Origin of the sequence: Streptomyces albus subsp. albus, assembly GCF_000725885.1 — a bacterium.
GTDB classification, from domain to species: Bacteria; Actinomycetota; Actinomycetes; order Streptomycetales; family Streptomycetaceae; genus Streptomyces; species Streptomyces albus.
In genome coordinates this window covers 118,856-131,268 of sequence record NZ_JODR01000025.1, presented here as the reverse complement: position 1 = coordinate 131,268, position 12,413 = coordinate 118,856, and the positions used below count along the sequence as shown (strand labels likewise).

Annotated in this window: 10 protein-coding genes and 1 rRNA gene; 4 read left to right on the top strand and 7 right to left on the bottom strand. The window is 71.6% G+C overall.

Annotation, left to right across the window (positions count from 1 at the left end; all coding sequences use genetic code 11):
• Positions 1-186: 186 nt before the first annotated feature.
• The 3 genes from rrf to IO40_RS38315 all read left to right on the top strand — a co-directional run bounded on the left by rrf (position 187) and on the right by IO40_RS38315 (position 2,051).
• Positions 187-303: ribosomal RNA gene (gene rrf / locus IO40_RS0126470) — 5S ribosomal RNA — on the top strand.
• Positions 304-717: 414 nt separating this feature from the next.
• On the top strand, positions 718-1,344 hold the full coding sequence (locus tag IO40_RS38320; protein ID WP_199813907.1) for a hypothetical protein: 627 nt from the start codon (positions 718-720) through the stop codon (positions 1,342-1,344).
• The gene (locus IO40_RS38315) at positions 1,284-2,051 is read left to right on the top strand and encodes a tetratricopeptide repeat protein (RefSeq protein WP_107047511.1); all 768 of its coding nucleotides are present in this window, start codon (positions 1,284-1,286) and stop codon (positions 2,049-2,051) included. The genes IO40_RS38320 and IO40_RS38315 overlap by 61 nt, the downstream gene beginning before the upstream one ends.
• 120 nt (positions 2,052-2,171) lie before the next feature.
• Here IO40_RS38315 and IO40_RS0126460 read toward each other — a convergent pair whose 3' ends face one another.
• The 5 genes from IO40_RS0126460 to IO40_RS0126440 all read right to left on the bottom strand — a co-directional run bounded on the left by IO40_RS0126460 (position 2,172) and on the right by IO40_RS0126440 (position 8,980).
• A complete protein-coding gene (locus tag IO40_RS0126460) occupies positions 2,172-3,983 on the bottom strand; it encodes an IucA/IucC family protein (protein WP_016468084.1) in 1,812 nt (603 codons plus the stop codon).
• Positions 3,980-4,561 carry a GNAT family N-acetyltransferase gene (locus tag IO40_RS0126455; RefSeq protein WP_016468083.1) on the bottom strand — a complete coding sequence of 194 codons (582 nt, stop codon included), beginning with the start codon at positions 4,559-4,561 and terminating at the stop codon, positions 3,980-3,982. Before IO40_RS0126455 ends, IO40_RS0126460 begins: the two co-directional genes overlap by 4 nt.
• Complete coding sequence (locus IO40_RS0126450; RefSeq protein WP_031176262.1) at positions 4,558-5,883, bottom strand: lysine N(6)-hydroxylase/L-ornithine N(5)-oxygenase family protein; 1,326 nt, start codon at positions 5,881-5,883, stop codon at positions 4,558-4,560. The genes IO40_RS0126455 and IO40_RS0126450 overlap by 4 nt, the downstream gene beginning before the upstream one ends.
• Before the next feature lie 39 nt (positions 5,884-5,922).
• Positions 5,923-7,425 (bottom strand): pyridoxal phosphate-dependent decarboxylase family protein, encoded by a 1,503-nt coding sequence (locus tag IO40_RS0126445; protein ID WP_016468081.1) that lies wholly within the window; start codon positions 7,423-7,425, stop codon positions 5,923-5,925.
• Positions 7,426-7,642: 217 nt separating this feature from the next.
• Positions 7,643-8,980 (bottom strand): DUF1015 family protein, encoded by a 1,338-nt coding sequence (locus tag IO40_RS0126440; RefSeq protein WP_016468080.1) that lies wholly within the window; start codon positions 8,978-8,980, stop codon positions 7,643-7,645.
• A gap of 160 nt (positions 8,981-9,140) precedes the next feature.
• Here IO40_RS0126440 and IO40_RS0126435 point away from each other — a divergent pair, with 160 nt between their 5' ends.
• Positions 9,141-10,190 carry an HAD hydrolase-like protein gene (locus tag IO40_RS0126435; protein ID WP_016468079.1) on the top strand — a complete coding sequence of 350 codons (1,050 nt, stop codon included), beginning with the start codon at positions 9,141-9,143 and terminating at the stop codon, positions 10,188-10,190.
• 110 nt (positions 10,191-10,300) lie between these two features.
• Here the strand turns inward: IO40_RS0126435 and IO40_RS0126430 are convergent, their stop codons facing one another.
• Together IO40_RS0126430 and IO40_RS0126425 are read right to left on the bottom strand one after the other, a co-directional pair.
• On the bottom strand, positions 10,301-11,185 hold the full coding sequence (locus IO40_RS0126430; RefSeq protein ID WP_031176261.1) for a siderophore-interacting protein: 885 nt from the start codon (positions 11,183-11,185) through the stop codon (positions 10,301-10,303).
• Positions 11,186-11,230: 45 nt separating this feature from the next.
• The gene (locus IO40_RS0126425) at positions 11,231-12,238 is read right to left on the bottom strand and encodes an ABC transporter substrate-binding protein (RefSeq protein WP_106963610.1); all 1,008 of its coding nucleotides are present in this window, start codon (positions 12,236-12,238) and stop codon (positions 11,231-11,233) included.
• Positions 12,239-12,413 lie beyond the last annotated feature (175 nt).

The window sequence follows — 12,413 nt, the reverse complement described above, 5'->3', positions numbered from 1 at the left end:
TAGGCCGGATCTGGAAGCACGGTAACGTGTGGAGGTGACCGGTACTAATAGGCCGAGGGCTTGTCCGTAGATGCTCGCGTCCACTGTGTGGGTTCTGAGACAACAACCACTCTGCTAATTGAAGAGTGTGCTTGTTCGCTTTGAGACTCTGGGGCCTGGAGATTTTCCGGGTGACCCGATCAGAGTTTCGGTGGTCATAGCGTAGGGGAAACGCCCGGTTACATTCCGAACCCGGAAGCTAAGCCTTACAGCGCCGATGGTACTGCATGCGGGAGCGTGTGGGAGAGTAGGACGCCGCCGAACAATCTTTATGGCCCTTGGCCTCCAGCGTGCATGCGCTGGGGGCCAAGGGCTTTTTTGTTTTCTCCTCGGTCGCCAGATTTCCCGAAGAGTGTTGTTTTTCCGCCTGCGTGAGAATGGTTGCGCAGGCACCGCAGACAGGAGTCACCTCGATGTCCCCCAGTTCCTCCGACGACCGCGATCGCTCCGAGCGGCGTCCGCGCCAGTCGTCCGGTCCGCGCCGCAATGATGACTTCCGTTCCCGTGGGCCGCGGCGCGAGGAGAACGGCCGTGGTGGACGCGGCGGGGGTTTCCGTTCCGAGGGCCGTGACGCGCGGCGGGACCGCCGGGACGACCGTGGGCCGCGCGATGACCGTGGACCCCGCGGCGACCGGTACGACCGCGGTGAGGGGCGCCGGTCCGGTGACGGATTCCGCCGTGACGACCGGCCCCGCCGTGACGACCGTGACCGCCGGGACGACCGGCCTCGTCGTGAGGACCGTGACCGCCGGGACGACCGGCCTCGTCGTGAGGACCGTGACCGGCGGGATGACCGGCCTCGTGGTGACCGGTCCCGCGACGAGCGTTTCGGTCGGGGTGACCGGGACCGCGCCGACCGCGGGCGGCCGGACCGCGATGAGCGACGGCCGGCGCGGGACGATCGCGATCGTGACCGGGGTCGTGGCCCCCGTCGTGACGACCGGGACCGGGGTTCCTACCGGCGGGACGACCGCGATGGTGGCCGGCCGCAGGGTGGGGGCCGTGGTGGCCGGCGGGACGACGACCGGGGCGGGCGCCGTCCCTACGGACAGGGTGGTGGCCGCGGGCGCGATGACCGGCGCGACGACCGCCGTGACGACCGGCGTGGTGGCGGCTTCCGGCGGGATGACGACCGGGCGGGTGGCTTCCGGCGCGGCGGCGGTCGTGGCCGGCCGTACGGGCCCGGTGGTGACCGCGACCGGGACCGTGACCGGGGCCGGCCGGACCGGGAGCCGCTGCGTCGGCTGCCGATCGACGAGGATGTCACCGGCGAGGAGCTGGACAAGGACGTCCAGCAGGAGCTGAAGAGTCTGCCGAAGACGCTCGCGGTGGACGTGGCGCGGAACCTGGTGATGGTCGCGCGGCTGCTGGACGAGGATCCGGAGGCGGCGTACGGCTATGCGAAGGTCGCGCTGCGGCTGGCGTCGCGGGTGCCGTCGGTGCGGGAGGCCGCCGGGTTCGCCGCGTACGGGGTGGAGAAGTACGCCGAGGCGCTGGCGGAGTTCCGTGCGGCGCGGCGGATGACCGGTCTTCAGCATCTGTGGCCGGTGATGGCCGACTGCGAGCGCGGTCTGGGCCGGCCGGAGAAGGCGCTGGCGATGGCCGGTGAGCCGGAGGTGCGGCAGCTGGACAAGGCCGGGCAGGTCGAGATGCGGCTGGTCGCGGCGGGCGCGCGCCGGGACATGGGGCAGGCGGACGCCGCTGTGGTGACATTGCAGAGCCCGGAGCTGGCCTCCACGTCGGTGCAGCCGTGGACGGCCCGGCTGCGGTACGCCTACGCCGATGCCCTGCTGGAGGTGGGGCGTCGGGAAGAGGCGCGGGAGTGGTTCGCCAAGGCGCTGGAGTCCGACCAGGGCGGGGTGACCGATGCCTCGGACCGGCTCGCGGAGCTGGACGGGGTGGAGTTCATCGACGCGCTCGACGAGGACGCCGATGACAGTGACGTCACCGATGGTGCCGAGGGCGCCGAGGGTGGCGACAGCGGCGAGGCCGACCAGGCCGACCGGGGCTGAGTGCGGCCCCGTGCTGCCCCCGGCCGTGGTGGGACGTGCCGTGGTGACGGTGTCCCGCAGGTGAGCGACGAAAGGGCGGATCCCTCGCAGGGGTCCGCCCTTTCGTGTGCGGTGCGGCGGTTACTTGTGGTCCGCCAGGGGGTTGCGCAGGGTGCCGGTGAGCTGGAGGGCGCCGGCCGGGTCCTGGAGGTCGACCATCTGCTGGTTGTTGCGCAGCTGGAGGCGGTTGAGGCAGGAGAGGGCGAACTCGTCCGCGAACAGGTCGTACCGGGCGTGCCGGTCGGCCAGGTGCGGGGTGGCCTTCTGGTACTCCTTGGCGACGTCGGCGACCGTCGCCCAGAACGTCGTCTCGTCCAGTACGCCCGCGGTGTCGAGGATGGGCGCCAGGAAGCGGAAGAAGCAGTCGAAGACGTCCGTGAAGAGGGAGAGGATCTTCATGTCCTCGGGGACGTCGGCGCGGATGCGTTCGACCTCGGGCGGGAGTTCGGCTTCCGCGCTCATCACGGCGATCTCCTCGGCCAGGTCCTTGAAGAGGGCGCGGCGGGGGACGCCTCGCTCGTCCAGGACAAGGATGACGTTCTCGCCGTGCGGCATGAAGACCAGGTCGTAGGCGTAGAAGCTGTGGAGCAGCGGGGTGAGGTAGGCGGTCAGATAGGACCGCAGCCACTCGGTGGGCTCCAGGCCGGAGCCGCGGATGAGCTGGGCGGCGAACGAGTCGCCGTCGCGGTCGACGTGGAGGAGGGAGGCCATGGTGGCGGGCTTCTCGCCCTCGCGGAGGAAGGGAACGGGGCTCTCCCGCCACAGCGCGGCCAGCATCTTCAGATAAGGGGAGCCCTTGGGGGCGGCGGCCTCGTAGGGGGCCGGGTGGTAGCCGACGGCGGCGCGTTCGCGCAGGATGCCGAGGCCGGTGCCGCGGAGGATGTCGTCGCCGGCGACCAGTTCGGCCAGCCAGTCGTTGATGGCGGGCGTGGCCTCCATGTAGGCGGCGGACAGTCCGCGCAGGAAGCCCATGTTGAGGACGGACAGTGCCGTCTTGACGTAGTGCTTGGTGGGGTGGGTGGCGTTGAAGAAGGTGCGGATGGACTGCTGGGGGAGGTGTTCGTCGTCGCCGTGGCCGAGGGGGACGAGGTGGTGCTGGGCGACCTCGGCGGCGAAGGTGACCGACAGCTTGTTCCACCACTGCCAGGGGTGGACGGGCACCAGGTAGTAGTCGTCCAGGTCCAGGCCCTGTGCGGACAGGGCGGCGGAGAAGCGGCGCAGGGTGGCGGCCGACAGCTCGGAGAGGACGAGTTTGTCGTAGCTGAGGTCGGCGCACGCGGTGAAGGTGGTGCGGTCGCGGCGGGCCGCCACCCAGATGAGCCGTACGGGGCGGCCGGTCTCGGGGGCGTAGGCGCGGTACTCGGCGATGTCGAAGCCGAGGCGGCCGTTGTTGGCGATGAAGCAGGGGTGGCCCTCGGTCATGCCGGACTCGATGGCCTGGAACGGGGCGGCGGCCAGTTCGGCGGCGGTGACCCGGGGCTGGGCCAGTTTGTAGGCGGTGCTGGCCAGGGTGGAGCTGATCTCCTCCAGGTAGACGGGGAGGATGTCGTCGCCGAGGCCGAGGCTGGTGCGCAGTTCGGTGATGAAGGCGAGGGCGTCCAGGGGGAGTTCCGCCCCGTCGCGGTGGCGGGTGATGCTGTCGGCCTCGACCTGCCAGTGGTCGAGGGCGAAGCGGCGCGCGGTGAAGCGGTACTCGGTGGTGCCGTCGTCGGAGCGGACCGCGTACCGGTGTGCGCCGTCGTCGAGCGGGGCGGGGGTGAGCAGCCGCTCGTGGGTGAACTCCGCGAGGGCCTTGCGGATCAGCAGCCGGGTGGCCTTCGCCCAGCGTTCGGGGGTGAGGTGGGCGACGGCCTCGTCGGGGGCTGTCGGCTGGGGTGTGAGGGGGAGGGTCATGCGGTGGTCACTCCTGTGGCGGCCTCGAACTGCTCGCGGGTGCAGAAGCTGAGCAGCGCTTCCTTCTCCGGTTTGGTGAGGGTCTGCTCGACGCGGAAGCCGACCGCTTCGTTGAGGGCGTGGACGGCGGTGTTGCGGACGTCGGGCTCGACCACGACACGGCGGGTGGCGGGGTCGGCGAAGAGCATCGCCATGACGGTGGTGATGACCGCGCGGGTGAAGCCGTGCACGGGGGTGTCGGTGGGGGCGCACAGGAAGTGCATGCCGACGTCTCCGGGCCGGTGCGGATAGAGCCCGGCGAGTTCGACGTGGCGGGGGTCGTAGCGCTCCGTTAGGAAGGCGGGCTCGCCGTTGTGGTGACCGAGATAGGCGTCGTGGTGGGGCGAGGCCGCGATGGTGGCGAACTCGCGCTCGACGTCGGCGAGTGTGGCGTCCTGGAGCAGGTAGAACACCGATTTGGGGTGGGTCACCCAGGTGTGGAGCAGGGGCGCGTCGGCGGCCGGGTCGACGGGGCGGAGGGAGAAGGTGCCCAGCTTCTCGTCCGTACGGGTGAAGACGGTGGTGCCGGTGGTGGTCACAGCGCGGCCTCCGGCTCGTTCGCCGGGGCGGCGAATTCCTGGTAGGCGATGCGCTTCTCGACGGGGTAGACCTCGCGGCCGAGCAGTTCGCGGATGATGCAGGAGTTGCGGTAGGCGGCCATGCCCAGGTCGGGGGCGACGAAGCCGTGGGTGTGCAGTTCCGCGTTCTGCACGTAGATGCGGTCGCCGGCGGTGTCGATGCTGTAGTCGCGGCGTACGGCGAACCGGCCGTGGGTGTCCCATTCGATGCGGTCGGCGACCGGGTCGAGGAACGCGGGGCGCTGCCAGCGGTAGCCGGTGGCCAGGATCAGGCCCTCGGTGGTGAGGGAGAAGTCGCGCTTCTGCTCCTCCTGGCGCAGCTCCAGGGTGTAGGTGCCGGTGGCGGCGTCGTGGGAGGCGCCGGTCAGTGCGGTGTTGGTCAGCAGCCGGGTGGGGCAGGGGGCCACGCGGTTCTTGCGGTAGAGCAGGTCGAAGATGGCGTCGATCAGCTCGGAGTTGATGCCCTTGTAGAGGTTCTTCTGGGAGGCGACGAGGCTGTCACGGGTGTCGGGCGGGAGGGAGTGGAAGTAGTCCACGTACTCCGGCGACGTCATCTCCAGCGTCAGCTTGGTGTATTCGAGGGGGAAGAAGCGCGGGGAGCGGGTGAGCCACGTCAGGGAATAGTCGTGGCTGTCGATGTCCTGGAGGAGGTCGTAGTAGATCTCCGCCGCGCTCTGGCCGCTGCCGACCAGGGTGATGCTCTTCTTGCGCTGGAGGGCTTCCTTCTGATCCAGGTAGCGGGAGTTGTGGATCAGGTCGCCGCCCAGGCCCTGGCAGGGTTCGGGGATGTGGGGCGGGGTGCCGGTGCCCAGGACGAGCCGGGGGGCGCGGAAGACGCGGTGTTCGCCGGTGGGCAGGTGTTCGGCGTGGACGGTGTAGAGGTCGTCCTGCTCGTCGTACTCGACGCCGGTGACGCGGTGGCCGAAGCGGACGGTGTCCGCACCGAGGCGTTCGGCGGCCCAGCGGCAGTAGTCGCTGAACTCGGCGCGGAGCGGGTAGAAGCTCTCGCGTATGTAGAACGAGTAGAGGCGGCCGGACTCCTTGAGGTAGTTGAGGAAGGAGAACGGCGAGGTGGGGTCCGCGAGGGTGACCAGGTCCGACATGAACGGGGTCTGGAGTGTGCTGTCGTCCAGCATCATGCCGGGGTGCCAGCTGAAGGCGGGCTTGTCGTCCAGGAAGACGCCGTTCAGGTCCGGTACCGGCTCCGTCAGGCAGGCGAGGCCCAGGTTGAAGGGGCCCAGTCCGATGGCGACGAAGTCGTGCACGGGCGAGTCGTGGGTCACGTCGGGGCTCCGTAGAGGGTGTGTGCGGGGGGACGGGGGTCAGCCGGCTCGGGCGGCGCTGAGGGCGGGGGCGTGGGTGCCCAGGTACTCCTCGGCGTAGCCGGCGATCAGGTCGAGGACGGCGGCGATGTCGGCCAGCGAGGTCTCGGGGTTGAGCAGGGTGAACTTCAGGTGGTGGCGGCCGTCGACCACGGTGCCGGCGACGATGGCCTCGCCGGAGGCGAACAGCGCGTCGCGGGCGTGCAGGTTGGCCTGGTCGACGAGCGACGCTTCGGTGTGGTCGCGGGGGACGTAGCGGAAGACGAGGGTGGACAGCTGCGGGGCGACGACGACCTCGAAGCGCTCGTCGTCCGTGAGCAGCCGCCAGGCCTCGGCGGCGCGGTCGACGACCTCGTCGAAGAGTTCGCCGAGTGCGTCGGCGCCCATGACGCGGAGGGTCATCCAGAGCTTGAGCGCGTCGAACCGGCGAGTGGTCTGGATCGATTTGTCGACCTGGTTGGGGAGGCCCTGCTCCACGCTGCGGGTCGGGTTGAGGTAGTCGGCGTGGTAGGTGACGTGCCGCAGGGTGTCCTTGTCGCGGACCAGCACGGCGCTGGAGGAGACGGGCTGGAAGAAGGACTTGTGGTAATCGACGGTCACCGAGTCGGCGCGCTCCACACCGGCCAGCAGCTCGCGGCGGCGCCCGGAGGTGAGCAGTCCGCAGCCGTAGGCGGCGTCGACGTGCAGCCACGTTCCGGCCTGCTCGCACAGGTCGGCGACGGCGGGCAGCGGGTCGATGCTGCCGAAGTCGGTGGTGCCCGCGGTGGCGACGACGGCCATCACCACGTTCCCCTCGCGGGTGCAGCGCGCCATCTGCTCGGCCAGTGCGTCCGGCCGCATCCGCCGCTGCTCGTCGCAGGGTACGGAAATGACGGCCTCCGGGCCCAGGCCCAGCAGCACCGCGGCCTTCTCGATGCTGAAGTGGCTGCACTCGGAGGCCAGCACGCGCAGCCGGGAGAGGATCTGCGGGGTGGTCGGCGAGGTCTCGGAGTTCTTGCGCACCAGGCGGCAGGCCTCCTCGCGGGCCAGCAGCAGGGCCTGGAGGTTGGACTGGGAGCCGCCGCTGGTGAAGATGCCGTCCGCGGCGCGGCCGAAGCCGATCCGCTCGGCCGTCCATGCGATGAGGCGGCGTTCGATGAGGGTGCCGCCGGCGCTCTGGTCCCAGGTGTCCAGTGAGGAGTTGACGGCGGCGATGACCGCTTCGCCGAGTACCGCCGGTATGACGACCGGGCAGTTGAGGTGCGCCAGGTAGCGCGGGTGGTGGAAGTAGACGGCGTCGCGGAGGTACACGCGCTCCAGCTCGTCCAGTGCCTCGCGGGCGGTGCCCAGGGGCTGGTCCAGGTCCACGGCGGCGACGGTGGGGTCGAGCTCGGCCGGGGTGATGCCCGTGAACGGCTGTTCGGCGCCGGCGAGTTTCGCCGCGACGCGCTCGACCCCTTCGGTGAGGGAGCGCCTGTAGTGCTCCGCTGTCCTGTCGTTGAGCAGGTGGGACCTGCTGCTCATGAAGTGTCCTCCTGACACGGACGTGGCACACCGCGCGCTCGCGCGGTCAGGTAAGGCTAGCCTAACCGTGCTGTTCAGGCCGGGTGCAAGGGGGACTCCCCGGACAGCCGTGCGAGGGCTCCGGGAAGGGGAACAGGGGGGAATTGCGGCCAATTGAGCGGCCCGCGACCGCACGCGAGAACCCGCCTCCGGCCGCGACCGGAGGAGAGGGCGCTGGTCACAGTGGTGCGTCGCCCACCGTACGCAGAACGAGACCGGTGGCCGGTTTCGGACCGAACGAAGTGGACTTCCGGGGCATCGTGACGCCCTGCTCCGCCAGTGCCCGCACCGTCTCCTCGGCGACGGGCCGCATCAGCACGGCCGTACCGCCGTGCGCCGCCGCCTGCTCGACCGCGGCCCGCGGGTGGTGGAGATAACCGATGTCCGCGGAGGAGTCGGGGATCTGCCAGACGCCGTCCAGCAGTGTGCTGTGCAGCACCGTCGCGTCCAGCTCCCGCCACGCCGCGGGCCGGCCGGCCGGGACCGTACGGGCCAGCAGCGCGGGGGAGGGGCGGTCCAGCAGACGGAAGACGCCGTCCCCTCCGGTCAGCAGGAACGCGGTGCCCGGGGTGCGCTCCAGCTCCGCCAGCGCCCGCTCCAGGGGGGCCGTCAGCGTACGGACCCGGAAGGGCGCGCCGTCGTCCGCCGCCGCATCGGGGCCGTCCCCGGCGGATGCCCCGCCCGGGTGGCCGGCGCGCTGGAGCAGGTCGAGCGCCTTGTCCAGCGGCAGCCTGGGCAGCACCCGGTGGATGGCGCGCACCTGGAGCGGATACCGCGCGGTGTCCACCAGCAGCACCAGCCCGTAGTCCCACGGCGAGGTGCCGCCGCCGTCCCCGTGCTCGGCGCGCAGCCGCAGATACGTCGCCCAGCGGTGATGGCCGTCGGCGATCAGGGCCCGGTGCCCGGACAACTCGGCGTCCACCCGGGCCAGTTCGGCGGGATCGGTGACCGCCCACAGCCGGTGCGAGAAACCGTCCTCGGTGGTCGTCGCCACCAGCGGTGCGCCCCGGGTGGCCCGCTCGATGACGGCGGTGGCGCCGGTGCGCGTGCCGTTGCCGTGGTAGGCCAGCAGCAGCGGTTCCGGATTGGCGGCGGTCTGCCGCATCAGCGCGGCGCGGTCGGCGACGACCTCGTCTATGACGTCCTCGTGCGGCAGCACCACGCCCTCCTGCGGCGGGGTCAGCCGCAGCGCGCCGATCAGCCCGCGCTGGAGGAGTTCGCCCTTGCGCTGCTCGTAGACGTACAGCGCCGGTCGCGCGTCGTGGACCAGCACCCCGTCCGCACGCCAGCGGCGCAGCGTCTCGGCCGCCTTGCCGTGCCGGTCGGCCGGGTCGGTGGCCTGCGGCAGGATGAGCCGCACGATGTTGTACGGATCGGCCGTCTCCAGCTCCCGCAGCCCGTCCGGCCTGACCACCACGTCGTAGGGCGGGGAGGTGACGGCGGCGAGACTGCTGACCCTCTCGGGCGCGTAACGCAGTCCCCGGAACGGAGTGAGTCGCAGGCCACGGGCGGTCATCTGTGCATGGTATGCCTGTGCTCCGCGCCTCGTGGAGTGGGGCACAGGGGGCGCAGGGTGGCGGGGCGCGCGGCGGCGTGCGAGAGGATCGGGGGCGGCGCGCGGGCGCCGTGCGAGCCCGGCGCACCGCGTGAAGACCAGGAGAAAGCGAGCCCTCACCATGCAGCACAGCCCCTCCGCGACCGCGCCGCGCCCCAGCGAGGACGCACTTCACGAGTGCTACGACACGGCACTGCTCGACCTGGACGGGGTCGTCTACGCGGGCGGAGAGGCGCTGCCGCACGCCGTGGACGCACTGGCCGAAGCCCGCCGGGCCGGGCTGCGGCTGGCGTACGTCACCAACAACGCGGCCCGCACCCCGCAGACGGTCGCCGCGCATCTGACGGAGCTGGGCGTGCCCGCCGGCGCCGAGGACGTCATCACCTCCGCACAGGCGGTCTCCCGGCTCGTCGCCGAACACGTCCCCGCGGGCGCGCGCGTACTGGCCGTCGGCGCCGAAGGGCTGCGCGTCGCACTGGAGGAGCAGGGGCTGACCGTCGTGGAGTCGGCCGAGGACGGCCCCGCAGCCGTTGTCCAGGGCTACGGAGGACCCGAGATGCCCTGGGGCCGGCTGATCGAGGCGGCGCTGGCCGTGCAGCGCGGCGTGCCCTGGTTCGCCTCCAACGCGGACCTGACGATCCCCAGCGGACGGGGCATCGCGCCCGGCAACGGCTCGGCCGTCGAGGTCGTCCGCATCGCCACCCGCTGGATGCGGCGACCGCCCGAGCCCACCATCGCGGGCAAGCCGCTGCCGCCCATGCACCGGGAGACCATCCTGCGCACCGGGGCGCAGCGGCCCCTGGTGGTCGGCGACCGGCTGGACACCGACATCGAGGGGGCGCACGCGGGGGGCGTGGACTCGCTGCTCGTCCTCACCGGCGTGACCGACGGCGCCCAACTGCTGGCCGCCCGGCCCGCACACCGCCCCACCTACGTCTCCCGCGACCTGCGCGGACTGCTGGCGGCCCAGCCGCAGGTGACCGGCGATGCCGAGGCGGGCTTCAGCTGCGGCGGCTGGCGGGCGCGGGCCGGTGCGGACTCCCTCGCGCTGAGCGGTGAGGGAGATGCGGCCGACGGGCTGCGGGCGCTGTGCGCCGCCGCCTGGACGGCCGCCGGTGACGCGGAATGCCGGCTGGACGCGGGCGAGGCACTGACCCGGCTGGGGCTGTAGACCGCACGCCCGCAGCACACCGCCCCGGAGGCCGCCGGCGGGTGCCGGGGCTTCCGGGGCGGTACGGCGGTGGCCCGGCCGGGCGCCGGGCCACCGGGGGGTCCGCGGCCTCAGCCGGCGGTCGCCAGGGCCTCCGCGACGAGCTGTTCCTCGGTGGCGCCCAGCCGCCAGTAGCCGGTGAAGGTGACCGCGCGGCGGTCGAACCCGCGCTCCTGCACCAGGTGGCGCCGCAGGGTCTTGACGGTGCCCGCCTCACCGGCGATCCACGCGTACGGCGTTCCGGCGGGCAGCTGGGCGTCCCGTACGGCCTGCACCATGCGCGCGGCCCGCGAGGTGCCCCGCGCCTGCTCGCGGACCAGCCAGGTGGTGCGCACGTCGGCGAGGGTCGGCAGGTCCTGGACGTCGGCCAGGTGCGGCACCTCGGCGAACACCCGGACCGGCATCCCCGCCGGCAGCCACTCCAGGGCGGCGCCGATGGCGGGCAGCGCCGTCTCGTCGCCGCTCAGCAGCACCCAGTCGGTGCCGGCCGGCGGCCGGAAGTCGACACCGGCGTTGTCCTCGACGACCGGGCCCAGCACGATCACCCGGTCCCCGGGTGTCGCACGCAGCGCCCACCGGGAGGCGGGGCCGGTCTCGCCGTGCAGCGCGAAGTCGATGTCCAGCTCGTCGGCCGCGCCCCACGCGCTGCCCCGGCGCAGTGCCCGCACGGTGTAACTGCGCATCACCCCGCGGATGTTCGGGTCCATCGCGCGCCAGGCCGGGAACCAGTTCTCGCCGGCGTCGGTCGGCACCACGGGCGCGGTCTGGCCCGGTTGGGGCAGGAAGAGTTTCACGCGCTGGTCCCGGCCGCCGGAGGCGAAACGGGCCAGTCGTTCGCCGCCGAGGGTGACCCGCAGCATGGTCGGGCCCAGCCGGCGGGTGCGGACCACGTGCAGGTCGAAGAACTCGAACGGAACGGTGGAGGGCGCGGACCGCGCCGTGCCGACCGTGCTCATCGTGGTGCTCCTCCCGTGTGAGGGGTGTTGCGGGGACGGTTGGGGTCAGCGCACCTTCTCGGCCTTCTCGATGGCCTCGGCGAGGTCTTCCAGCAGCGGCGCGGCGCCCGCGTACGAGAAGCGGGGCTCGGCCGCCCAGCCGGCGACCTGGCCGGCCTTGACGGCGGGCAGCTCCTTCCAGGACGGCTTGGAGGCGAGCGCCTTGGGCTGGAGGGACTGGGTGCGGTTGTCCAGGATGATCACGTCGGCCCCGTACTTGTCCGCGTTCTCCCAGCTCAGCTCCTCGAAGAAGCCCTGGCTGCTGACCTTCTTGGGAACGACGAGGTCGACGCCCAGCTCCTTGAAGTACTTCAGGTCGGAGTTGGCGTTCGGGTCCGAGACGTAGAACAGGTCGGGGGCGCCGGAGGCGGCCATCACGCGGATGTCCCGCTTGGCCGCCTTGCGCAGCCGCTCGGCCGCCTTCTCGAAGCGGGTCTTGGCGTCCGCGACGGCCTTGGCCTTCAGGTCCGCGCCCAGCGACTCGGCGAGCTTGGCGAACTGCTGGATGACCTCGACCATCGACACGTGCGCCGCGTTCATGGCCACCTGCGGCGCCAGCTTGAAGATCTTGTCCTTGCTCTCGGCGGGGACGTAGAAGAACTCGCCCTTGACGTACATGTTGCTGATCAGCAGCTGGGGGCGGGTCTTGGCGTACTTCTCCAGGTCGAACTCGCCGAAGGCGTTGCCGATGATCTCCAGCTTGGAGATGTCCATGTCGCCGGCGATGATGTCCGGCTTGCCGTTCTTCAGCTTCGTCGGGCCGAAGACGCCCACGACCTTGTCCCGGACGCCGAAGTCCCACAGCGCGGCGGCCGTGCCGGTGTAGGCGACGATGCGCTCGGGAACGGCGTCCAGGCTGACCTTCTTGCCGCGGCCGTCGGTGAAGGACCAGCCCTTCTTCGACCCGCCGCCGGAGCCGGAACCCGATCCGTCACCACCGCAGGCGGCGAGCAGCGCCCCCAGACCGGCGACGCCACCCGCGGCCAGCAGGCCGCGGCGCGAAAGATGGGGCATACGGGAAGAGGTGGACATGTTCACTGGCCTCTCGACGTGCAAAGACAGGCCGCGGGGTGCCGCGGACGTGAATGTGTGCGGGCGGCCATGGGGCCGGGTTCGCAGTTAGGCTAACCTAACCAAAGTTGTTGTTGTCCAGTGGCCGGGCGCCCCCGTCTCCCGGCCCCGACCGGAG